17 protein-coding genes and 1 pseudogene are annotated in these 22,659 nt (G+C 73.7%); 14 read left to right on the top strand and 4 right to left on the bottom strand.

The genetic code is table 11. The features are described 5' to 3' along the window. Window positions 1-833: pseudogene (locus ACFVIM_RS17365) on the top strand (hypothetical protein); the annotation flags it as partial. Here ACFVIM_RS17365 and ACFVIM_RS17360 read toward each other — a convergent pair. Then, the gene (locus ACFVIM_RS17360; protein WP_384301963.1) at window positions 823-1,416 is read right to left on the bottom strand and encodes a TetR family transcriptional regulator; all 594 of its coding nucleotides are present in this window, start codon (window positions 1,414-1,416) and stop codon (window positions 823-825) included. The pseudogene ACFVIM_RS17365 and the gene ACFVIM_RS17360 sit on opposite strands and share 11 nt — an antisense overlap. A 470-nt stretch (window positions 1,417-1,886) precedes the next feature. Between ACFVIM_RS17360 and ACFVIM_RS17355 the strand changes: the two genes are divergently transcribed. The 9 genes from ACFVIM_RS17355 to ACFVIM_RS17315 all read left to right on the top strand — a co-directional run bounded on the left by ACFVIM_RS17355 (window position 1,887) and on the right by ACFVIM_RS17315 (window position 16,691). Beyond that, on the top strand, window positions 1,887-3,074 hold the full coding sequence (locus tag ACFVIM_RS17355; protein WP_384301961.1) for an IS701 family transposase: 1,188 nt from the start codon (window positions 1,887-1,889) through the stop codon (window positions 3,072-3,074). A gap of 86 nt (window positions 3,075-3,160) precedes the next feature. Continuing rightward, window positions 3,161-3,604 carry a winged helix-turn-helix transcriptional regulator gene (locus ACFVIM_RS17350; protein WP_384301959.1) on the top strand — a complete coding sequence of 148 codons (444 nt, stop codon included), beginning with the start codon at window positions 3,161-3,163 and terminating at the stop codon, window positions 3,602-3,604. Window positions 3,605-3,883: 279 nt separating this feature from the next. Then, entirely contained in the window at window positions 3,884-4,918 is a 1,035-nt protein-coding gene (locus ACFVIM_RS17345) for a DUF1702 family protein (RefSeq protein WP_384301957.1), read from the top strand. A gap of 50 nt (window positions 4,919-4,968) precedes the next feature. Further along, complete coding sequence (locus tag ACFVIM_RS17340) at window positions 4,969-5,955, top strand: DUF1702 family protein (RefSeq protein ID WP_384301955.1); 987 nt, start codon at window positions 4,969-4,971, stop codon at window positions 5,953-5,955. A gap of 56 nt (window positions 5,956-6,011) precedes the next feature. Continuing rightward, window positions 6,012-7,859 carry a CRTAC1 family protein gene (locus ACFVIM_RS17335; RefSeq protein ID WP_384301965.1) on the top strand — a complete coding sequence of 616 codons (1,848 nt, stop codon included), beginning with the start codon at window positions 6,012-6,014 and terminating at the stop codon, window positions 7,857-7,859. 2 nt (window positions 7,860-7,861) lie between these two features. After that, the gene (locus tag ACFVIM_RS17330) at window positions 7,862-8,896 is read left to right on the top strand and encodes an enediyne biosynthesis protein (protein ID WP_384301953.1); all 1,035 of its coding nucleotides are present in this window, start codon (window positions 7,862-7,864) and stop codon (window positions 8,894-8,896) included. Continuing rightward, entirely contained in the window at window positions 8,893-14,742 is a 5,850-nt protein-coding gene (locus ACFVIM_RS17325) for an SDR family NAD(P)-dependent oxidoreductase (RefSeq protein ID WP_384301951.1), read from the top strand. Before ACFVIM_RS17330 ends, ACFVIM_RS17325 begins: the two co-directional genes overlap by 4 nt. Before the next feature lie 4 nt (window positions 14,743-14,746). After that, window positions 14,747-15,220: an acyl-CoA thioesterase gene (locus ACFVIM_RS17320; RefSeq protein WP_384301950.1), complete on the top strand. Its 474-nt coding sequence runs from the start codon at window positions 14,747-14,749 to the stop codon at window positions 15,218-15,220. 112 nt (window positions 15,221-15,332) lie between these two features. Then, window positions 15,333-16,691 carry a cytochrome P450 gene (locus tag ACFVIM_RS17315; protein WP_384301948.1) on the top strand — a complete coding sequence of 453 codons (1,359 nt, stop codon included), beginning with the start codon at window positions 15,333-15,335 and terminating at the stop codon, window positions 16,689-16,691. Window positions 16,692-17,067: 376 nt separating this feature from the next. Here the strand turns inward: ACFVIM_RS17315 and ACFVIM_RS17310 are convergent, their stop codons facing one another. Continuing rightward, window positions 17,068-17,313, bottom strand: coding sequence for a hypothetical protein (locus ACFVIM_RS17310; protein WP_384301946.1), 246 nt, complete (start codon window positions 17,311-17,313; stop codon window positions 17,068-17,070). Window positions 17,314-17,929: 616 nt separating this feature from the next. Here ACFVIM_RS17310 and ACFVIM_RS17305 point away from each other — a divergent pair. Beyond that, window positions 17,930-18,355 carry a hypothetical protein gene (locus tag ACFVIM_RS17305; RefSeq protein WP_384301944.1) on the top strand — a complete coding sequence of 142 codons (426 nt, stop codon included), beginning with the start codon at window positions 17,930-17,932 and terminating at the stop codon, window positions 18,353-18,355. Window positions 18,356-18,579: 224 nt separating this feature from the next. Here ACFVIM_RS17305 and ACFVIM_RS17300 read toward each other — a convergent pair whose 3' ends face one another. Then, window positions 18,580-19,215 carry a hypothetical protein gene (locus ACFVIM_RS17300; RefSeq protein WP_384301942.1) on the bottom strand — a complete coding sequence of 212 codons (636 nt, stop codon included), beginning with the start codon at window positions 19,213-19,215 and terminating at the stop codon, window positions 18,580-18,582. A 301-nt stretch (window positions 19,216-19,516) separates the two neighbouring features. On the opposite strand from ACFVIM_RS17300, the gene ACFVIM_RS17295 reads away from it, so the two are divergent. The 3 genes from ACFVIM_RS17295 to ACFVIM_RS17285 are packed head-to-tail and all read left to right on the top strand — an operon-like array spanning window position 19,517 to window position 21,313. Further along, window positions 19,517-19,774, top strand: a complete 258-nt coding sequence (locus ACFVIM_RS17295; protein ID WP_384301940.1) for a hypothetical protein — start codon at window positions 19,517-19,519, stop codon at window positions 19,772-19,774. Then, a complete protein-coding gene (locus ACFVIM_RS17290; RefSeq protein WP_384301938.1) occupies window positions 19,752-20,336 on the top strand; it encodes an RNA polymerase sigma factor in 585 nt (194 codons plus the stop codon). Before ACFVIM_RS17295 ends, ACFVIM_RS17290 begins: the two co-directional genes overlap by 23 nt. Continuing rightward, on the top strand, window positions 20,333-21,313 hold the full coding sequence (locus ACFVIM_RS17285; RefSeq protein WP_384301936.1) for a hypothetical protein: 981 nt from the start codon (window positions 20,333-20,335) through the stop codon (window positions 21,311-21,313). The genes ACFVIM_RS17290 and ACFVIM_RS17285 overlap by 4 nt, the downstream gene beginning before the upstream one ends. A gap of 182 nt (window positions 21,314-21,495) precedes the next feature. On the opposite strand, the gene ACFVIM_RS17280 is transcribed toward ACFVIM_RS17285, so the two are convergent. Then, window positions 21,496-21,978, bottom strand: coding sequence for a pyridoxamine 5'-phosphate oxidase family protein (locus tag ACFVIM_RS17280; RefSeq protein WP_384301934.1), 483 nt, complete (start codon window positions 21,976-21,978; stop codon window positions 21,496-21,498). Window positions 21,979-22,659: the final 681 nt, after the last annotated feature.

The raw sequence follows: 22,659 nt of genomic DNA, 5'->3' as shown, positions 1-22,659 counted from the left end.
CGGCCGGGGCGGCCGTGCTGCGGCCCGGACTGGTGCTCGGGCACGGCGACCGCTGGGTGGTGCCCGTCCTCGCCCGGCTGCTGGACGCCGTGCCCGCGCTGTGGGACGGCGGACGGGCCCGGCTCTCGCTCATCGCCGCCGAGGACCTGGCCCGGCTCATCACCGGCCTGGCGCTCACCCCCGCGCCGCCGCCCGGGCGGATCTGGCACGCGAGCCACCCCGAACCGGTCCCTCTGGCCGCCCTGCTCACCGCGCTGGCCCGCCACGGCATCCTGCGCCGCCCGCCCGCCCGGTCCCTGGACTGGGAGACGAGCCTGCGGCGCCTCGAAAGCTCCGGCACCGATCTGACGGAACGTCAGTTATCGCTGTTCGCACGGGACTTCTGGCAGGAGAGCACCGGAGTGTGGGCCGCCGCCGGGCGCGCGCCGGGCCCGGGACCACTGGCCCGGCTGGAACGGGCCGCGCCCTGGTACCACACGGTGCTCACCGGACCCGGCGCGGCGGCGGCACCCCCGGCCGCGGGACGCCCCGCCGCCGTGACCGGGGGGCAGAGCCCGCCTGGGCCCGGGCCCGTACCCCCGGCCGTACGCGGGCACCGGACCACCAGCGGGCACGGGACCGTACGCGGGCACGGGACCGTACGCGGACGGGGGCACGGAACGGTGCGGGAGCCCGCAGCCGTCCCCGCGGCGGCGTGCGGGCCCGCACCTGTACGGACGGCCGCCGGGCCCGCGCCCGCCGCCGTACGGGAGGCCCGGCCCGGACCGGCGCGGACACGCGGCGGCGCGGCCGGGCCCGGGTGCCCGGACGGCGGCGGGGGTCTCAGCCGATGAGCGGCGCGCGGACGGAGGCGTCGGCGGACACCCCCACGAGCGCGACCTGCCACACCCGTCTGAGCTGGGTGACGGCGCTCTCGAACTCCAGCTCCGAACCCAGCCGGTTGCACAGATACGCCTCGGCCCCGCTGGTGAGGTACTCCACGAGCGCGGCGACGTCCTCGGGCACCGTGTCCGAGCTGAGCTGCCCGTCCTCGTGTGCCTGGTCGAGCAGTTCCCGTACACACGGCAGCCAGGTGTCCGACCACGCGGCGGTGCCGGGCCGCTCCCGGCCCAGCCGGATCGCCGAGCGGACCGAGGGCTCCTGCTCCATCAGTCTGGCCAGTTCGAGGGTCAGGTCGACCACCGTGCTGAGCGCGGACGCCGGGCTCTCGCCCAGGCCCTTCAGCGCGGTCAGTGTCACCTGCCGCCCCTCCTCCTGCACCGCGTCCGCCAGCTGGGCCTTGGACGGGAAGTGGAAGGTCACCGCGCCGATGGACAGTCCGGCCACCGTGCTGATCCGCGATAGTGACGTTCCGTCGTATCCGAAACGGTCGAACTCCTCGGCCGCTGCCTTGACCAGGGTCCGGCGCGTACGCACGGCCCTCTCCTGTTTCACCACACCGTCTCCTGAAGCGGGCTCTCAGTCGCCCGAGACGCGAGGGCCCTGATGCCGGTCGGTCGACGCACTCCTGAATGGTCCCGAGATGAACTGATGTCGTCTCTGTCAGGGTCCCAGAGTGTCGTCCGGTTCCCCCTCGTGGCAAGTCGGAGTTGGTCAAGACGCTGTCGGATCGTACCTGTTCGGCGCGGTCGCGGACGGTCCGTCACCGGCCGCCGCGGGCCCCCGGACCCGGCCGTTCCGGCGAAACTCCTGTGACGTGAGTGGCGTAACGGGCGCCCGCCAAGGGCAACGTGGCGAAGTGCGCGCGGCGACTCTCCCGAGTAGCAAAAAAAAGCGAGCGTTCGCTATCCTTTTGAAGGTCGGGCAGTCGCGGAACAGACGCGAGGGAGGGAACAGCTGTGGCCGTCGTCGCGCCAGCTGTGGCGAACACCCGCACACCGATACCGGTGTTCGCCGAGAGGATCTTCGAGTGCCTGCCCCGCGCCGACCAACGGCGCTGGGCCGGGGCCTACGTGGAGGGCTTGCTCACCACCCCGGGCAAGAAGACGGTGCGCAACCTCGCCGCCGCCGTCTCCGCCGCGCCCGCCGCCTCCCAGTCCCTGCACCAGTTCGTCAACGCCAGCCCCTGGGACTGGAACCCGGTCCGCGCCGAACTCGCCCGCTGGACCGAGGAACACAGCGCGCCCCGCGCCTGGGTGATCAGCCAGGCCGTGCTGCGCAAGCGCGGTGAGCACTCCTGCGGGGTACACCGCCGCTTCATGCCCGCCACCGGGCGCTCGGTCACCTGCCAGGTCGGCGTCGGCCTCTTCCTCGCCGCCCCGCACGCCGCCGTCCCCGTCGACTGGCGGCTGCTGCTGCCCGGCTCCTGGACCCGGGACGACGAACGCCGCCTGCGCACCCGCATCCCCGACGGCACCGGCCCCCGCTCCGCCGAACAGCACGCCCTCGACCTCGTCGACACCCGGGTGCGCTGCGGACGGGCCGCGCCCCTGCCCGTCGTCGCCGACCTCGACTCCACCAGCGGCGCCGGGGCCACCGCCCTGGTGCGCGGCCTCACCCAGCGCGGACGCGACTTCGTCATCGCCGTCCCACCCGCCTTCCCGGTCATGGTCGGCCGCCATCTGCGCGTCCAGCGCCCCTACGGCACCACCGGGCCGGGCGGCGCCGACGGCCCCGGCGGCCAGAGCCTGGTGCTCGCCGCGCGCGGCCTCTTCGCCTTCGACGAGGGCACCCTGACCCGGATGGAGAGCGTGCCCGCCCCGGACGGCGACGGACGCCACCACGCCGTCATGTCCTCCTTCGTCCGCCTGCCCCACGGCCCCGGCGGCGAACGCGACCAGCGCACCTACCGCCTCTTCGCGCTGCGCGCCCCCGGCGGACGCCCGCCCACCCGCATCTGGCTCACCAGCCTCACCCACCACCGGATGGAGCCGCTGCTCGGGCTGACCCGGCTGCTCGGGCGGAGCGAGGACGCCGTGCGCACCATGGCCGAGGACATCGGCCTGCTCGACTTCGAGGGCCGCTCCTACCCGGGCTGGCACCACCATATGACCCTGGTGTCCGCCGCCTACGCCTACCGCCGGCTGGGCGCCTGGCCCGCCGGGGCGTCCCACCCCCTGCCCGCCGCTGCCTGACCGGCCTCCCGGCACACCCGGACCCCCGGCGGCTTTGCCGTCGCGGGGGTTCCACCACGTGACCCGACGCACCCTAGAGTGAGCGGATGCTGAGACACACCTACGAGGGACAGGACTGCAACCTCGCCCGGACACTGGAGGTGATCGGCGAACGCTGGACGCTGCTGATCATCCGCTCGGCGCTGCTCGGCACCACGCGTTTCGACCGCTTCCTCGACACCCTCGACATCGCCCGCAACGTCCTGTCCGCCCGCCTGAGCAGACTGGTCGACCACGGCATCATGGAACGGGTGCCCTACCAGGACAAGCCGGTCCGCTACGAATACGGGCTCACCCCCACCGGACGCGACCTCACCCGCGCCGTACTCGCCCTGATGCAGTGGGGTGACCGTCATCTGCCGCAGGAACTCGGACCGCCGCGCCGGGCCGACCACATCGGCTGCGACGGGGTGATCGAAGTCCAGCTGCGCTGTTCCCGGTGCGGCCGCACGGTCCACGACGAGGAAGTCGCCGTCCGCAGCATCCGCTGAACCCCCGCCGCCGGCCCCGGCGGACCACCGCCCCGGCCACCGCCCCGCCCCCGGCCGCACACCCCCACCGCCCCCGTACGGCAATCGCCCGCGCCCCGCGTACGGATGACCGCCCGCCCGCGCCCACCGGCACCCCGCCCCCGTACGGAGACGGCCACCCCGCCCCCGTACGCGCGGCGCCGCCCGCTGCGCACGGACAGAGATGCCGCCCCCGTACCGGCCCGCCCACGATGACTCCTCCGTGCCGCCGTCCGCAGCGGCCCCCGGAGGAGGAAGCCCGTGCCCCTACTCGGCGCCCTTCGCAGAGTGCTCATGGCACCGTCCCTGGACGAGGTGAGCTTCACCGGCCGCGCCTTCAGCCTCGACCCCACCGACCGCACCCGTGCCCTCGAAGCCATCCCCCAGGCCGTGGTCACCGGCTTCGAATGGGGCATCGAGGACCGGGACGTGGCCACCACCGAACGCCGCCTGGCCCTCGTCGGCCCCGAACACCGCGGCTTCGCCTACGAGGGCGCCACCATGGCCTGCGCCATCCGCGACGCGACCGGCCCCCGCCGCCACCGGGTCAAGACCCTGCTGCGCGGCGGCGGCAGGGACCACATCTTCCTCAACTACATCGGCATCGGCTTCGCCATGGCCAAACTGCCCCGCCCGCTGTGGCGCCACCTCACCCCCACCCTGGACACCCTGGACGGGCCGGAGTTCTACCCCGCCCTGCGCTGGCTGTGCGTCGACGGCTACGGCTTCGACCGCGCCTACTTCTCCACCGCCACCTGGGTGGACGGCCAGCGCCGCGACACCCCCTACGCCTTCGAAAGCCACACCCGTCACACCGGCTACTGGCAGCGCGCCGTCGACCAGGGCACCGGCCGCGCCCTGTGGTTCATCCACGGCGGCCACACCGACCGCGTCGGCGCGGCCGTACGGGCCTTCGCCGCCGACCGCCACGCCGACCTGTTCAGCGGCGTCGGGCTCGCCGCCACCTTCGCGGGCGGCGCCTCCGCCGCCTCCCTGGCCACCCTGCGCCACACCGCGGGCCCCCACGCCGCCCACCTCGCCCAGGGCGCCGTCTTCGCCGCCAAGGCCCGCCACCACGCCGGGCACATCCCCGGCCACAGCCACAGCGCCCTGCACGCCCTCACCGGCCTGAGCGCCGACGCCGCCGCCCGCCTCGCCGACGACTGCGCCCCCACCGGCCCCGGCGGTGACCTGCCCTCCTACGAGATCTGGCGGCGCGCCCTGCGCACCCGCCTGCGCGCCGCCGGCCTGTTTGAGCACGCCGGGAGTAGACGCCCCGCCGGGGCCCCCAACTAGATTCGATTTACTGGGGAATTCCAGGGATTCGAGAGGGGCGGTTCACTGTCGTGTCCAGCATATTGGGAGCACTGCGGCGCCGAATGCTCACACCGTCCACAGCGGAGACGAGCATGGCCGTACGCGGATTCCATGTGAAGAACGCGGAGTCAAAAGAACGGCTGGAGAATATCGGTGCGACATTTCTCCGCGGATATGCGTACGCGGTGGAATCCAGCACACCCGCCGAGACCGGGGAACGGCTGGAGAGCGTCCCGCGGGCCCTGCGCGGCTTCGCCTACGAGGGCGCCGGCATGGGAGCGGCCGTCCATGACGCGCTGCCCGGCCACGGCGGCCGCCTCGCCGGACTCCTGGCGGGACACGGACGCCACCACGACTACATGATCTACGTCGGCGTCGGCTGGGCGATGGCCCGCCTGCCCCGCCCCCTGTGGCCCGACATCCGCGCCACCGACCCGCTGCTGCGCTGGCTCGCCCTGGACGGCTACGGCTTCCACCAGGCGTACTTCAAGACCGCCGCCTATGTGCGCACCCCCGCCGCGCACCACCCCTTCCGCTGGAACGGCGGCCACCACCACTACACCGCCCGCGCCATCGACCAGGGCATCGGCCGCGCCCTGTGGTTCGTCGGCGGCACCGACCCCGCCGTCGTCACCGGCCTGATCCACACCTACCCCGAGCACCGCCACAGCGACCTGTACGCGGGCGCCGGACTCGCCTGCGCCTACGCGGGCGGCGCGGACGAGGGCGAACTCACCCGCTTCGCCGACGCCTCGGGAGTCCACCGCTGGGCCCTGGCCCAGGGCGCTGCGTTCGCCGTCGAGGCCCGCGTCAAGGCGGACACCGCCATCGACCACACCCACCTCGCGGCCCGCGTCGTGTGCGGCACGACCGCCGAGCGCGCCTCCCGCGCCTGCCGGGACCTGCGGCCCCCCGCCACCGCGTCGGGCACCTGGCCGGCCTACGCCCTCTGGCGGCACGACGTCGCCGCCCACCTCGCCGCACTCTCCTTTGAACTGAAAGGTGCCGACCAGTGACGGTCACCAAGAACTGGCTCCGCAGGAATTCACCGGGAATGGTGGCACTCGTCCTCATGGTGGGTACCTTCTACGCCGTCCGGCTGCCCGAGTCATCGGCCGCCGACATCAGCAAACTGGCCAGGAACTTCGCCTTCGAACCCATGTCGATCGCGATGCCAGCCGGATTCGAGAAACAAGAAGTCCGCAAGGTCAACAAGGCCTACCAGCACATCGAGGGATGGATCTCCTCGGTCGGCGCCGGCATCGCCGTCAACGACCTCGACGGCGACGGCCTGGCCAACGACCTGTGCGTCAACGACCCCCGGATCGACCAGGCGGTCATCACCCCGGCCCCCACCCGCGGCGACGCCTACGCGCCCTTCGCCCTCAACCCCGCCCCGCTGGGCACCAGCCGCACCATGGCCCCCATGGGCTGCATGCCCGGCGACTACAACGAGGACGGCTCCCTCGACGTCCTCGTCTACTACTGGGGCCGCACCCCCGTCATCTTCCTCAACAAGGGCGACAAGAAGCCGCTCACCGCGGCCTCCTTCACCCCCACCGAACTCCTGCCCGGCAAACCCGGCCGCACCTACACCGGCCCGCTGTGGAACACCAACGCCGCCGCGTTCGCCGACTTCGACGGCGACGGCCACGACGACCTCTTCATCGGCAACTACTTCCCCGACAGCCCCGTCCTCGACCCGTCCAAGGACGGCGACGTCACCATGAACGCCTCCCTGTCCCACGCCCAGAACGGCGGCGGCGGCCACTTCTTCCGCTGGACCAGGGACGGCTACGAGAAGACCGACGGCGTCCTGCCGATGAACCTCAACAAGGGCTGGACGCTCGGCGCCTCCGCCGCCGACCTCGACGGCGACCGCCGCCCCGAGATGTTCCTCGCCCACGACTTCGGCACCTCCGCCCTGCTCCACAACACCTCCACCCCCGGCACCATCCGCTTCACCGAGGTGAAGGCCGACCACAGCGGCACCATCCCCAAGTCCAAGCAGCTCGGCCGCAGCTCCTTCAAGGGCATGGGCGTCGACTTCGGCGACCTCGACCACGACGGCCTGTACGACATGTTCGTCTCCAACATCACCACCTCGTTCGGCATCCAGGAGTCCAACTTCGCCTTCATCAGCGACGCCGACAGCCGCACCGACCTCAAAGCCCGCTTCGGCAAGGGCGAGGCCCCCTACACCGACCAGTCCTCCCGCCTGCGCCTGGCCTGGTCCGGCTGGGGCTGGGACGTGAAGATGGGCGACTTCGACAACAACGGCGACCTGGAGATCACCCAGGCCCTCGGCTTCCTCAAGGGCAAGAACAACCGCTGGCCCCAGCTCCAGGAACTGGCCACCGCCAACGACGCCCTGATCGCCAACCCCGTGTGGTGGCCCCACGTCAAGCACGGCGACGACCTCGCCGGCAGCCAGCGCATGCGCTTCTTCGCCAAAGACCCCGACAGCGGCCGCTACCACAACCTCTCCCGCGCGCTGGGCATCGGTGAACCCATCCCCACCCGCGGCCTGGCCACCGGCGACACCGACGGCGACGGACGCCTCGACCTGGCCGTCGCCCGCCAGTGGGGCGAGCCCGTCTTCCTGCGCAACGTCAGCGAGAACCCCGGCGCCCACCTGGGCCTCACCCTCACCCACCCCGGCGGCTCACCCGTCATCGGCGCCGAGGTCAGCCTCCAGCTGCCCGACCAAACCCGCCGTATCACCCGCGTCGACGGCGGCGGCGGCCACTCCGGCAAGCGCAGCACCGAGGTCCACATCGGCCTCGGCAAGGACATCCGCGGCCCCCTGCCCACCACCATCACCTGGCGCGACCGCGACGGGAAGGTCCACCAGCGGCAGCTGACGCTCACCCCCGGCCGGCACAGCCTGGAACTGGGCACCGAGTCCAAGGAGAAGTGACGATGAGCCCCACACCCCAGACCAGCGCACCACGCCACGACCCCAAGGTCGTCACCGCACTCCGCCGGTTCGCGATCTCCATCTCCGTCCTCAACATCTTCGGCTACACCCTCCTCGGCTTCGAACAGCCCTGGACCTGGCCCTTCATCGCCCTGGCGACCGCCTACTCCTTGGAGATCGCCCTGGAGTTCCTCGGCGCCCGCGCCGAGGGCCGCGCCCCCCGCTACCGAGGCGGCGGACCCAAGGGCCTCATGGAATTCCTCTTCCCCGCCCACATCACCGCCCTCGCGGTCAACATGCTCTCCTACGTCAACGACCTGCTGTGGGTCATGGTCTTCGGCGTCATCGTCGCGGTCGGCACCAAATGGGTCCTGCGCGCCCCCGTCAAGGGCCGCATGCGGCACTTCATGAACCCCTCGAACTTCGGCATCGCCGTCATCCTGCTGCTCTTCCCCTGGGCCTCCATCGCCCCGCCCTACCACTTCACCGAATACCTCGACGGCGGCTTCGACTGGCTCGTCCCGGCCATCATCATCACCCTGGGCACCCTCCTCAACGCCAAGCTCACCCAGCGCATGTGGCTCATCCTCGCCTGGGTCGGCGGCTTCGCCCTCCAAGCCGTCATCCGCGGCCTGCTCTTCGACACCTCCATCCCCGCGGGCCTGGCGATGATGACCGGCGTCGCGTTCGTCCTCTTCACCAACTACATGATCACCGACCCCGGCACCACCCCCTCCGCCAAGTGGGGCCAGATCGCCTTCGGCGGCTCCGTCGCCGCCGTCTACGGCCTCCTCACCGCCCTCTCCGTCGCCTACGGCCTCTTCTTCGCCACCGCCCTGGTCTGCGGCGCCCGCGGCGGCTTCCTGTGGATCGCCGACACCGTCGCCCAACGCCGCGCCGAGGAAGCCCTCGCCCTCGCCGCCCTCACCGAACCCCCCGCCCGCCCGGCCCCCGCCGCCTGCCCCTGCCCCCAGGGAGCCTGCGCCTGCCCCGCCCCGGCGACCACCCCCGCCGAGAAGGTCACGGTGGCGGCATGACCAGGATCGCCATCACCGGCATGGCCTGCCGCTACCCCGAGGCCACCACCCCCGGCGAACTGTGGGACAACGCCGTCACCGGACGCCGCGCCTTCCGCCGCCTGCCCGGCGTCCGCATGAACCTGGACGACTACTACAGCCCCGACCCCACCACCCCCGACACCTTCTACGCCCGCACCGCCGCCGTCCTGGAGGGCTACCGCTTCGACCGCGTCGCCCACAAGATCGCCGGATCCACCTACCGCTCCACCGACCTCACCCACTGGCTCGCCCTGGACACCGCCTCACGCGCCCTGGCCGACGCCGGATTCCCCGGCGGCCAGGGCCTGCCCAAAAAGCGCACCGGCGTCATCGTCGGCAACACCCTCACCGGCGAGTTCTCCCGCGCCAACGTCATGCGGCTGCGCTGGCCCTACGTACGCCGGGTGATGGCCGCCGCCCTGAAGCGGCACGAAGGCTGGGACGACGACCGCACCGCCCACTTCCTCAGCGACGTCGAGACCGCCTACAAAGAGCCCTTCCCCGCCATCGACGAGGACACCCTCGCCGGCGGACTCGCCAACACCATCGCGGGCCGCATCTGCAACCACTTCGACCTCAACGGCGGCGGCTACACCGTCGACGGCGCCTGCTCCTCCTCCCTGCTCTCCGTCACCACCGCCGCCACCGCCCTCCTCGACGGCGACCTCGACCTCGCCATCGCCGGCGGCGTCGACCTGTCCATCGACCCGTTCGAGATCATCGGCTTCGCCCGCACCGGCGCGCTCGCCCGCGGCGAGATGAAGGTCTACGACCGCCACTCAGGCGGCTTCTGGCCCGGCGAGGGCTGCGGCATGATCGTCCTGATGCGCGAAGCGGACGCCCTCGCCGCCGGACACCGCATCTACGCCACCATCGCGGGCTGGGGCATCTCCTCCGACGGCCAGGGCGGCATCACCCGCCCCGAGGTCAGCGGCTACCGCCTCGCCCTCCAGCGCGCCTACCAGCGCGCCGGATTCGGCATCGAGACCGTCCCCCTCTTCGAGGGCCACGGCACCGGCACCGCCGTCGGCGACCGCACCGAACTCACCGCCCTCATCGACGCCCGCCACGACGCCGACCCCACCGCCCCCGCCGCCGCCATCAGCTCCATCAAGGGCATGATCGGCCACACCAAGGCCGCCGCCGGCGTCGCCGGACTCATCAAGGCCGCCCTCGCCGTCGACCACCGCGTCCTGCCGCCCGCCATCGGCACCACCGACCCCCACGAACTGCTCACCGCCCCCGGCACGGGCCTCACCGCCCTGCGCCAGGCCCGCGCCTGGCCCGACGGCGCCCCGCGCCGCGCGGGCGTCACCGCCATGGGCTTCGGCGGCATCAACACCCACGTCGTCCTCGACGAGGCCACCGGCCGCCGCCGCGGCGCCCCCAGCCGCCGCTCCACCACCCTGGCCCCCACCCTCCAGGACTGCGAACTCCTCGTCGCCGACGCCGACACACCCGACGCCCTCGCCGACCGGCTCACCGAACTCGCCGCCTTCGCCCTCACCCTCTCCTACGGCCAGCTCGCCGACCTCGCCCACCGGTGCCAGCGCGACCTGCGCGGCCGCACCCACCGCGCCGCCGCCGTCGTCTCCTCACCCGAGGACGCCGAACACCGCCTCACCCACCTCGCCGACCGCGCCCGCACCGGCCACCACACCTACACCACCACCGACGGCCGCGGCTTCCTCGGCCACGGCAGCGGCCGCGCCCGCATCGGCTTCCTCTTCCCCGGCCAGGGATCGGGCCACGGCACCAGCGGAGGCGCCCTCGCCCGCCGCTTCAGCGAGGCCGCCGCCGTCTACGACCGCGCCCAGCTCCCCACCGCCGCCGACCCCACCGCCACCGAGGTGGCCCAGCCCCGCATCGTCACCGGCTCCGCCGCGGGCCTGCGCGTCCTGGACGCCCTGCGGATCGAGGCCACCCTCGCCCTCGGCCACAGCCTCGGCGAACTCTCCGCCCTGCACTGGGCCGGAGCCCTCGACGAGGACACCCTCCTCGACGCCGCCCGCGTCCGCGGCCAGGCGATGGCCACCCGCGGCACCCCCGGCACCATGGCCTCCCTCCACACCACCCCCGAGACCGCCACCAGCCTCCTGACCGGCACCAGCGCCGTCATCGCCGGATACAACGGACCCGAACAGACCGTCGCCGCCGGACCCGCCGACGCCATCGAGGAGATCACCCGCCGCGCCCAGCGCGCCGGTATCACCTGCACCCGGCTCACGGTCTCCCACGCCTTCCACTCCCCGCTCGTCGCCGACGCCGCCGACACCTTCGGCCACTGGCTCACCACCGCCCCCCTCACCCAGCCCGCCGGCCGCGTCCTGTCCACCGTCACCGGCCGCCCCCTGACCCCCGGCACCGACCTCGCCGCCCTCCTCACCCGGCAGATCACCGCACCCGTCCGCTTCACCCAGGCCCTGCGGGAAGCCGCCCCCCAGACCGACCTGTTCATCGAGGTCGGCCCCGGCCGCGTCCTGAGCACCCTGGCCCACACCGCCACCACCGTGCCCGCCCTCGCCCTCGACACCGACGACGAGTCCCTGCGCGGCCTCCTCCAGATCACCGCCGCCGCCTTCACCGCCGGAGCGCCCGTCGCCTTCGACCGCCTCTTCGAGGACCGCCTCACCCGGCCCCTGGAGCTCGGACAGGAGTTCTCCTTCCTCTCCAGCCCGTGCGAGCAGGCACCCCGCGACGTGCCCCCCGCCCCCCGCACCACCCCGCCCACCAGCACCGACACCAGCACCGGCACCGCGACCGGAGAAGCCACCGCCGCACCCGCGGCACCCGCCACCACGGACGGCGCCGGCACCTACGACATCCTCGCCGCCCTCGCCGCCGACCGCGCCGAACTCCCCGCCGACCTCGTCAGCCCCACCACCCGCCTCCTGGACGACCTCCACCTCAGCTCCATCACCGTCGGACAGATCGTCAACCAGGCCGCCGCCCGGCTCTCGATCCCCGCCGCCCAGGTACCGACCAGCTTCGCCACCGCGACCCTGGCCGAACTCGCCGAAGCCCTCGACACCCTCCGCGCCACCGGCGCCACCGGCGACGAGACCACCCTCCCCGTCATCACCGGCGCCGCCCCCTGGGCCCGGCCCTTCGCCATCGACCTCGACGACGTCACCCTGCCCCCCGCCGCCCCCGACGCCACCGACGGCCCCTGGGAACTCTTCGCCGCCGACGACCACCCCCACGCCGAAGACCTCCGCGCCCGGCTGGCCACCGCCCGCCTCGGCGCGGGCACCCTCGCCGTCCTGCCGCCCCACTGCCCCCGAACAGAGATCACCCGCGTCCTGGCCGCGGCCCAGCGCGCCCTCACCGCCACCGGCGACCACCGCTTCGTCCTGGTCCAGGACGGCCCCGGCGCCGCCGGACTGGCCAAGACCCTCCACCTCGAAGCCCCCCAGCTGCGCACCACCATCGTCCACACCCCCCTCACCCCCGACACCCTCGACCGCGTCCTCGCCGAGACCGCGGCCACCGCCCGCTTCAGCGAAGCCCACTACGACCACGACGGCACCCGCCGCGTCCCCACCCTGCGCGCCCTGCCCATCGCCCCCACCCGCACCGACACCCCACTGGACGCCACCGACGTCCTGCTGGTCACCGGCGGCGGCAAAGGCATCTCCGCCGAATGCGCCCTGGCCATCGCCCGCACCACCGGCGCCGCCCTCGCCATCCTCGGCCGCTCCGACCCCGCCACCGACCCCGAACTCGCCGCCAACCTGGAGCGGATGCGCGCCGACGGCGTCCGCGTGCACTACGCCCGCGCCGACGTCACCGCCCCCGACCAGGTCACCGACGCCCTCACCACCCTGCGCACCACACTCGGCCCCCTCACCGGCCTGCTCCACGGCGCCGGACGCAACGAACCCGGCGCCCTCACCGCCCTCACCCCCGACGACTTCGCCCAGACCCTCGCCCCCAAGGTCGACGGACTGGCCACCGTCCTGGACGCCATCGGCGCCCACCACCTCAAACTCCTCGTCACCTTCGGCAGCATCATCGGCCGCGCCGGACTGCGCGGCGAAGCCCACTACGCCACCGCCAACGAATGGCTGGCCCACCTCACCGAAGAGACCGCCCGCGCCCACCCCGGCCTGCGCGCCCGCTGCATGGAATGGTCCGTCTGGTCCGGCGTCGGCATGGGCGAGAAACTCTCCGTCATCGAAACCCTCACCCGCCAGGGCATCACCCCCGTCGCCCCCGACCAGGGCATCGACATCCTGCTCCGCCTCATCACCGACCCCGACGCCCCCGTCACCACCGTCATCAGCGGCCGCACCGAAGGCATCGGCACCGTCCGCCGCGACCAGCCCCCGCTGCCCCTGCTCCGCTTCACCGGCACCCCCCTGGTCCGCTACCACGGCGTCGAACTGGTCACCGAGGCCGAACTCAACGTCGGCACCGACCCCTACCTCGCCGACCACCACCTCGACGGCAACCTCCTGCTGCCCGCCGTCATCGGCATCGAGGCCATGACCCAGGTCGCCACCGCCGTCACCGGCGACAGACGCACCCCCACCATCGACGACGCCCGCTTCCTGCGGCCCATCGTCGTCCCCCCCGACGGCAGCACCCGCATCCGGATCGCCGCCACCGTCACCGCCCCCGACACCGTCGACGTCGCCATCCACACCCAGGACAGCGGATTCGCCGCCGACCACTTCCGCGCCCGCCTCCGCTTCACCCCCACCCCCGCCCCCGCCCAGGACGACGGACCCCACCAGGTCCCCGACGACACCCCGCCCGTCCCCCTCAACCCCGCCACCGACCTCTACGGCTCACTGCTCTTCCAAGGCCCCCGCTTCCAGCGCCTGCGCCGCTTCCACCGCGCCGCCGCCCGCCACGTGGACGCCGAACTCGCCCTCAAGGCCCGCACCGACGGCTGGTTCGCCGGCTTCCTGCCCGCCACCCTCCTGCTCGCCGACCCCGGCATGCGCGACGCCCTCATGCACGGCAACCAGGTCTGCGTCCCCGACGCCACCCTGCTGCCCTCCGCCGTCGAACGCATCCAGCCCCTCGCCCACCACGACCACCTCCCCGACCGCCTGCGCTACACCGCCGTCGAACGCTCCCGCGACGGCGACACCTACGTCTACGACATCGCCGTCCGCGACGAGAGCGGCACCGTCGTCGAACGCTGGGACGGACTGACCCTGCACGCCGTCCGCAAGAACGACGGCTCCGGCCCCTGGGTCGCCCCCCTCCTCGGCCCCTACCTCCAACGCTCCCTCGAAGACGTCACCGGCGCCACCATCGCCGTCGCCGTCGAACCCCACGGCGACACCCACACCGGATCCACCACCCAGCGCCGCCGCTTCACCGCCGACGCCGCCGCCCGCGCGCTCGGCACCCCCGTCACCCTCCACCACCGGCCCGACGGCCGCCCCGAACTCCAGGGCCGGCGGCATATGTCGATGTCCGCCGCCCACGGCCTCGGCGTCACCCTCAGCGCCATCGCCCCCACCGAGGTCGCCTGCGACGTCGAAGCGGTCAGCATGCGCTCCGCCGACGCATGGCGCGGCCTCCTCGGCGACCACGCCCCCGTCGCCGACCTCGTCGCCGAAGAGACCGGCGAGGTCCCCGACACCGCCGCCACCCGCGTGTGGAGCGCCGTCGAATGCCTGCGCAAGACCGGCGTCACCACCGGCGCCCCCCTCACCCTCCTGCCGCCCCGCAAGGACGCCTGGGTCGTCTTCGCCTCCGGCGACCTGCGGATCGCCACCTTCGTCACCGCCCTGCGCGACGCCCTGGAACCGGCGGTCTTCGCCTTCCTCACCCACGACACGCACCGCGCCGAAAGGCGGCCCTGACACCATGACGCATCACGACACCAACGCCGCCTACTACGAGTACCGGCACACCGTCGGCTTCGAGGAGACCAACCTCGTCGGCAACGTCTACTACGTCAACTACCTGCGCTGGCAGGGACGGTGCCGCGAGATGTTCCTCCAGCGGCACGCCCCCGACGTCCTCGCCGAGGTCTACGACGACCTCAAGCTCTTCACCCTCAAGGTCGACTGCGAGTTCTTCGCCGAGATCACCGCCTTCGACGAACTCTCCATCCGCATGCGCCTGTCCGACCTCGGCCAGACCCAGCTGGAGTTCACCTTCGACTACGTCAAGATCACCGACGGCGCCGAAGACCTCGTGGCCCGCGGCCGCCAGCGCATCGCCTGCATGCGCGGACCCAACACCCACACCGTGCCCTCCCGCGTCCCCGAGGCCCTCGCCCGCGCCCTGGAGCCCTACACCCCCCGCGGCAGGGCCCTGACCGGGCGGGCCGCGTGACCCACCGGGCCGCCACCCCACCCGGCGGACCACACCGGGCGGCACCCCGCCCCCACCCACCCTGACCCACCCGACCGGCCCCACCCCCGCCGCCCCTCCGGAAAGGCCGCCCATGAGCACCCACCCTCCCGGCCCGCCCCTGCGGCACCTGCCCGGCCTGCTGCGCAAACTCGCCGTCGACCGCCTCGGCATGATGCGCGACGCCGCCGCCCTCTCCGACGCCGTCCGCGTCCGCATGGGACCCAAGAAGCTGTACGTCTTCAACCGCCCCGACTACGCCAAACACGTCCTGGCCGACAACGCCGCCAACTACCACAAAGGCATCGGCCTGGTGGAATCCCGCGCCGTCCTCGGCGACGGCCTGCTCACCAGCGAGGGCGACCTGTGGCGCACCCAGCGCCGCACCGTCCAGCCCGCGTTCAGACCCGCCCGCGTCGCCGCCCAGGCCCACGCCGTCGCCCACGAGGCGGCCCGCCTCAGCGAACTGCTGCGCCAGCGCGCCACCGCCGCCCCCCACACCCCCGTCGACGTCCTCGCCGACGTCACCTCACTCACCCTCGGCGTCCTGGGCCGCACCCTCATGGAGACCCCCCTCAACGCCCACGCGGGCATCGCCCACGCCTTCGAGGCCATCCAGGACCAGGCCATGTTCGACATGGTCACCCAGAGCCTCGTCCCCGCCTGGCTGCCGCTGCCCACCCGGCGCCGCTTCACCCGCGCCCGCCGCGATCTCACCCGTACCGTCACCGCCCTCGTCGCCGACCGCGCCGCCCGCATCACCCCCGGCAGCGCCCCCGACGACGCGTTCGCCCGCATGATCCTCGCCGCCCGCGCCCACCCCGACCCCGCCCGCGGCCACCGCCTCCTCCAGGAAGAACTCGTCACCCTGCTCCTGGCCGGACACGAGACCACCGCCAGCACCCTGGGCTGGACCCTCCTCCTGCTCGCCCGCCACCCCCGGATCCGCGCCACCGTCCGCGAAGAGGCCCGCGCCGTCCTGGCCGGCGGACGCCTCCCCGACGCCGACGACCTCCACAAACTCACCTACACCACCCAGGTCGTCCAGGAGGCCATGCGCCTGTACCCGCCGGTGTGGATCCTGCCGCGCGTCGCCCAGGCCCCCGACACCGTCGGCGGCTTCACCGTCCCCGCCGGAGCCGACGTCCTGATCTCCCCCTACACCCTGCACCGCCACCCGGACCTGTGGGACGACCCCGAACGCTTCGACCCCCGCCGCTTCGACGCCGCCCAGAGCACCCACCGCCCCCGGTACGCCTACATCCCCTTCGGCGCCGGTCCCCGGTTCTGCGTCGGCAGCGCGCTGGGCATGATGGAGGCGGTCTTCGTGACCGCCCTGCTCACCCGCGACCTCGAACTGACCGTGGACCCGCGGCACCGGGCGAGTCCCGAGCCGATGATGTCCCTGCGCATGGGCGGGGGACTGCCGATGACGATCCGCCCGGTGACCTGAACACCCCGCACCCACCCGCTCCGTGCGCCTAGGTCGTGTCGTCAAAGTCCCGTCTGTCCGCCGGGCCCTGGCACGCACTCCCCCTGGGCCTCCGGCCCGGGGGTGCCCCCACGCCGCGTTGTCGTCGGTCGCCAATGGCCCCCTGTGCCCTTCGGGCACGGGTGGGGGTGCCCCCGGGCGGAGCCTGGGGGAGTACCCCCACCGCATTGACTCCCTCCTCCGCCTTGCGATCGCACGCACCAGACCCCGCCAGACCCTCCCCCTGGACTTCGTCACAGGGGGAGGACGACGCTACTTTGACGACACTCCCCAGCCGGAGCCGGAGCCGGAGCCGGCGCGCGGAGCGACAGGTATGCGGAGCGATCAGGCGTGCGGGTCAGCCGGTCTGCAGGGTCCGGACCACGGACACCGTCAGCACACCGGCCGACAGCCAGAACACCGTCACCGCCCCCGCGATCATGTCCTCGCGGCGATCCCGGTTACCCGCCAGCGGGATGCCGTAACGATAGGGGTCCATCGCGACCCGCGCGATCTGCGCCTCGAACAGATCCCGCTGGGAACGCGCCATCTTCATCAGCGCGTCCCGGGCTCCGTCCGCGTACTGCACGCAGTAGGTACTCATTCCGGAAAGTCCTTTGCATCCGTCAAGCCGGAGCGGATCCCGCTCCGAGCGGGGGAACGTCTCCACATCAGCCGGACGGACCCCGGAACCGGGCTCTGGCGCCCGATCCCCGGCCGGAGGCGGCGACGCCTCCCCGGACCGCGCACGCCACCCCGCTGGGGGTGCGCCGGGGACGCCCCCGGCGGTGCCCGGCACTCCGCCCGGCTCCTCCCGGAAGAACACCGACGGCCTCTGCTCACCCTCCGCCACGGTCACCTTCCCTCAACTCGCCCGTAGACCAGGATCTCCCGGTCTCCCGAGTATCCCGCTCTCGTCCGGTCGGCACGCTACCGATCCCGCCACCCCACGGCCCGCCGAGCGACGCCCGCAAGGCGGGCGCTCGGGAGCGTTCACGGGGCGTTCGGGGGTGCCCGCACCCGCCGGCGAGCCGCGAACCGGCCCGAACCGCCCGCGGGAACGAGCCGAAACCGCCGGCGGAAACGGGCCACGACCCCCCGACCCACCCGGCACGAACCCGCCCCGGCCCGCCCCGGACCACGCCCCGGCACCCACCACCGCGGCGCTCTCCTGGCCAAACCGCCCGACCCGCCCGCCACTCTGGGACATGATGAGATGTATGACCATGGACCCCTCCCCACGCGACAGCGTGACCGGTGGTGAGCCCGACGGAATGGCGAGCGCGATGACCGCGGTGATGGCCTGCCTGCGCCGGGCCAAACTCACCCCCCCGCTCCCGGCCGGCAGCTACGTCATCCCCGCCGACCGCGAAGGCGAGTTCTGCACCATCGAAGCAGTCCCGAGATCAGCCTGGCCACCCGGAGTCCGCTGGGTCGTCGAGGTCGTCCACCACCCCGACGTCACCTGGCGCTGGTACACCGGACAGCCCGACCGGCCCGGCACCTCCGAACACCGCGCCGAACGCCTGGCCGTCGTCGCCGAGGTACTGCGCGACAACGGCTATGTCGTCACCGTCGTCCCCCGCGCCAGCTGGCGCCCGGACCAGCGCGCCCTGCGCGTCCACCACACCCCCGCCACCCCCTGACCCCGCCACCCCGACCATCCATCCCGCCCGCGTCCGCACACCCGCACGGACCCGCCCGGCCCGTCACCGGCGTGCGGACGACGGCCCCGCCCACCCACCGGTGGACGGGCCGCCGTCCAGGTCCGCCGGCCGGTACACCCCCGGCCGGGGGCGACGACGGACCACGGCCTCCATGGCCTTCTGGCCCCGGCGGGACCAAAGTCCCGCCGAGACCTCACCCCCGCCTACCCCCGGGGCTGTGCGTAACGGACGTTGTCGATGGCGAACCCGGCCGGTTCACCAGCCGCCGCAAGCACCCGGAAGAAGGCGATCCCCTTCGCCTTCACGGTCACCGGCACGATCCCGGTCCGGTCGACCGACGCGCCCGCGATCCGCTTGCCCTGACGGTTATAGGCGTTGACCACGACCGAGTTCGGCTCGTTGATATAGCCGACGGTCAGCGAGAACTGACCCACCGTCCGCCCCGCCCCGCCCGCCCTGACGAACCGGCCCTGGATCCCGCCCTCGAACAGCGGCGACCCGGAGAGCACCGGCGCGGTCGGACTGGCGGCGTCCGGACTGATGAACGGCGTCCCCCCACCGCCCGCACCGCTGAAGACGATGCCGCGCGGACGGTACTGCCTCTCGATCGCGGTCCCCTCGGGGAACTCCGAGAAGGTGATGACCTCTTCCCCGGCCGCGGCGGCCCGGGCGGGCGCGCCCACCGCCGAAGGCGGCGGCGCGGCGGGACTGGTGGACACCACGGCCGAGGCCACCGGACGGGCGCCGTCCGCGGCGACCGACGCGCTCACCGGCGCCGCCCCTATCGCGAGGAGCAGACTGGACCCCAGCCAGGCCACTCCACAACGGGTTGATCTCATACGTTCTCCCCCCTGTGACCCGTCTCTCGACCGGGCCACAGACCTGAACGGTCTCAACACGACGAGGGTCCCGTCATCATGTCCCCGGTCTGTCCGCCCCCGCTCGCGAACCTGTAACAGACTCCGCCCCCCGCGCCCCCTCCACGGCCGCCCCCCGCGCCCCCTCCACGGCCGCCCCGCCCCGCCCCCCGCGCCCGCCAACCACCCGGTGACCAGCGCGATGTCACACCCAGGGCGCCACAGCGCACTCAGAGACCACCGGCGGTGCACACCACCGCCACAGCCAAGGAAAGGAGCCGGGGTGGATCCGGTGTTAACAGGGGCGCTCGCCGCCGTGGCCATCAGCATCGTCGGCGGCGCGGTACGGACCGTACGTCTCGTCCTGGACCGGCGGGCACGCGTCGAACTGGCCCGCATCGCGGACCGGGGCCTGACCCGCCGCGCCCGGGCCGCCGCACACACCACGGCGGTACGGGAACGATCCACCGGCCACCGGTGGACCAGCACACCCGCCCACCCGAGCGGAGGTGGCCCCGATGGACGAGGCGGTCAGCGCTGAGGCCGGACCCAAAGTCGCCGCGCCCCCACCGCGGAGCGACCCGGTCGCACTGCCCGGCCGGGAGGTCGCCGAACGCATCCACCAGGACCAGTACCCCGCACTGGTCCGGTTCCTGCTCCTCCAGGGCGCCTCCTGGACCGAGGCACAGGACGCCGCCCAGGAGGCGTTCACCCAGATGTGCGTCCCCGACCTGGCCGTCATCCACCCCAAGGCCTGGCTGCGCACCGTGGCCTGGCGCTCCTGGGTCCGCCAGCAGGTACGCCACGAGGACACCTGCGCCGACCCGCCGGAGGAACAGGGCCTGAACTGGCAGACCCCCGAGCACGCGGCCGAGATCGACGAGAGCCAGCGGCGGGTCATCCAGCTGCTCCTGCGGCTCCCGGCGAAACAGCGCGCCGCCATCGCCTGGACCATGGACGGCTTCACCGCCGAGGAGAGCGCCCGCGCCATGGGCACCACCCCGGCGGCGGTCCGCCAGAACCTGGCCCGCGCCCGCGCCGCGCTCAAGAGCGAACTCGGCCTGAGCGGAGCCCGCCCGGGCCCCACCGAAGGAGAGCGATGAGCAGCCCCGATCCCCGGGAGGCCCGGCTCGACGAGATCCTCGCCGCCGCCCACGACCACCTGGGCACCGTCATCCACGACCGCCTGACCAGCCAGGGCGGCCCCCCCGAACTCCGCGACCCCGACCAGGCACTGGACCGGCTCCTGGCCCAGAGCCACCGCGCCGTCGGCGACGCCGTGACCGCCAGACTCGCCGACCAGCACCACTCCAGCACCGGCCACACCGCACTGCACCAGCCCCCCTGGCTGGGAACACCGGGCCCGCTCCACCCCTTACGGACCCGCCCGGCGACCGTACGGCTCAAATACCGCCAGGACGCCCTCAGGATCGCCGAGACCTACTGGCCGCTGGACCTGGCGGCAACCCTTCAGCGGGCCCTCGCCCTCCTCGCCGAACTGGACACCCTGCCCGGCACCCCCGCCCAGGTGCGCCGCGCCTCGACCCTCGCAGGCGAACTGGTCCTCACCCTCCGCCAGGTGCTGCGCCTGCCCGAACCCCGCCGCCGCCCCGCCTCCCCGCTGGGCGCGGACTACCTCGACGAGGTCGAGATCCACCTCGCCAGCGGCGCCGAAGGCCTGTACTGGACGGTCGACGGAGCCCGCCAGCACATGGAGGAGGAACTCCGTCCCAGGATCCTGGCGGCCGCCCGCACCGCCGAGGGAGACCCGCTGGAGGAGGCGAGGTTCCTCGGCCAGGACCTCACCGACGATCTGACCGCCGCCTACGAACAGGCCACCGCCCTCTACCGCGCCATCGCCGAGATCAGGGCCATCAGCAGCGACTTCGTCGGCGCCGACCTGAGCCATGCCCAACTGGAGGGCGTGGCGCTCGAAGGCGTCCGCTGGGACGCCGCCACCCTCTGGCCCACCGGCTGGGAGGCACCCATCCGGCGGGCGTCCCACCCCGTGGGCGGAGAACAGGGCGTTCTCGTCATCGCGGCCGAACCCCGCCGCACCGCCGTCGCCGCCGACGCCTGACGCCCCCCTCACCTGCCCCCCGGCCCGCGCCACGCCACCGCCCCCCACACCGCCCGGGCCCTGCGGCCCGGTGGTGTCCCCGGGCGGAGCCTGGGGGAGTGCCCCCAGCACCGGACGCCGCGGGCCCCTCCCTGTGGGCCGACGGCGCTCCCTCGGGGACACGGCCTCCCGGGGCGGTACGCCTACGCCCGCCACTGCCCGCCGGTCATCAGGGTCTGCCCGGCCATCTCGGACCCCGTACGCCACGCCCGTACGACCTCCGGTGTGATCTGGAAGAAGACATACGAGGGATGGTCCTGGCGGGGATCCCAGCCGCGCTTGGCGGCGAACGCGTCGCCCACCGTCGCGGGCAGCTCCTCGCGGGGCACCCTCCGCGCCGAGCCGTGGACGAGGACCACGTCCCGGCTGTGACCGAAGGCGAGCCGCGCGCGGCCCGGGGCCCGCAGATTGCGCCCGGTCGGGGTGGTGTCGCGGGTGGCCAGCCAGACGGTCCGCCCGTCCCACCAGAAGGAGAGCGGCACCAGACAGGGCTCGCCCGTCGTCGCGTCGGCGGTGGCGACCCAGACATGGTCGTCCCGGACCAGGCGTTCCAGCGTGTTGTCCTTGCGCTGGCGGGGCCCGCGGGGGCCGCTGGGGACCGTGGGGCGGGAGTCGGCTGCTGTCATGGGGCGAGGGTAGGGAGCCGTACGCCCGGCCACATCGGGCCACCGCCCTACACCGGACGGCGTAAGCCCGCCCCCGGCGACCGGGCCGGGCCCTGACCTGTCCGGAGCCCGGCCCGCGGTCCGAACACCCCCTCTTCTGCGGTAAGATGATCACATCGCTCGCCCCGGTGAGAACCGGAAGCGGCGCACGCGTTGGTGGTCCAAGGAAAGACACCCCACTTCCCGTGGGGGGATGCAGGTGCGAGGCCTGCCCAGCGCTCCACCGTGAAGGCCCCGGAATCCGCCCAGGAGACCGGGGCCTTCACCGTTCCAGCGCCATCCGTGAACGGCGGACGTGCCGTTGGCCGGTCCGGCGTTCACGGCCCACTCCCGTACGCGTCCGGGGGGAAAGCGGCCCGGCCCCGGCCGTCACCAGCGAAGAGCCCCGGGCCCGACCGGGGAACGCGGGAAGACGGTGGGCGCCGCGCCCCGCCGGGGCACCGGGAGGAGCCCGGGGGAGTGCCCGGCGAGCGGAGCCCGCTCCCCGGCCTGGCTCGGCTGATCCAGCGCGAGCGCCCCGGACGCCGGACGGCCCCGGCGCACCCGGCACGCGGGCACCCGAGCCGGCGCGGCCCGGGGACCCGGCCCGCGCGGCGGCCTCCGGCGCGCCGGGTCCATGGCCACGGCCTCACGGTGCCCGGG

This window comes from Streptomyces sp. NPDC057638, assembly GCF_042800315.1.
Classification (GTDB): domain Bacteria; phylum Actinomycetota; class Actinomycetes; order Streptomycetales; family Streptomycetaceae; genus Streptomyces.
This window is presented reverse-complemented; position numbering and strand designations above follow the sequence as displayed.

Bases quoted from the DNA above. Each gene is read 5' to 3' on its own strand.
- ACFVIM_RS17325 (WP_384301951.1), top strand. From the start codon at position 8,893: ATGACCAGGATCGCCATCACCGGCATGGCCTGCCGCTACCCCGAGGCC.
- ACFVIM_RS17315 (WP_384301948.1), top strand. From the start codon at position 15,333: ATGAGCACCCACCCTCCCGGCCCGCCCCTGCGGCACCTGCCCGGCCTG.
- ACFVIM_RS17330 (WP_384301953.1), top strand. From the start codon at position 7,862: ATGAGCCCCACACCCCAGACCAGCGCACCACGCCACGACCCCAAGGTC.
- ACFVIM_RS17350 (WP_384301959.1), top strand. From the start codon at position 3,161: ATGCTGAGACACACCTACGAGGGACAGGACTGCAACCTCGCCCGGACA.
- ACFVIM_RS17280 (WP_384301934.1), bottom strand. From the start codon at position 21,978: ATGACAGCAGCCGACTCCCGCCCCACGGTCCCCAGCGGCCCCCGCGGG.
- ACFVIM_RS17320 (WP_384301950.1), top strand. From the start codon at position 14,747: ATGACGCATCACGACACCAACGCCGCCTACTACGAGTACCGGCACACC.
- ACFVIM_RS17285 (WP_384301936.1), top strand. From the start codon at position 20,333: ATGAGCAGCCCCGATCCCCGGGAGGCCCGGCTCGACGAGATCCTCGCC.
- ACFVIM_RS17290 (WP_384301938.1), top strand. From the start codon at position 19,752: ATGGACGAGGCGGTCAGCGCTGAGGCCGGACCCAAAGTCGCCGCGCCC.
- ACFVIM_RS17310 (WP_384301946.1), bottom strand. From the start codon at position 17,313: ATGAGTACCTACTGCGTGCAGTACGCGGACGGAGCCCGGGACGCGCTG.
- ACFVIM_RS17300 (WP_384301942.1), bottom strand. From the start codon at position 19,215: ATGAGATCAACCCGTTGTGGAGTGGCCTGGCTGGGGTCCAGTCTGCTC.
- ACFVIM_RS17305 (WP_384301944.1), top strand. From the start codon at position 17,930: ATGACCATGGACCCCTCCCCACGCGACAGCGTGACCGGTGGTGAGCCC.
- ACFVIM_RS17335 (WP_384301965.1), top strand. From the start codon at position 6,012: ATGGTGGGTACCTTCTACGCCGTCCGGCTGCCCGAGTCATCGGCCGCC.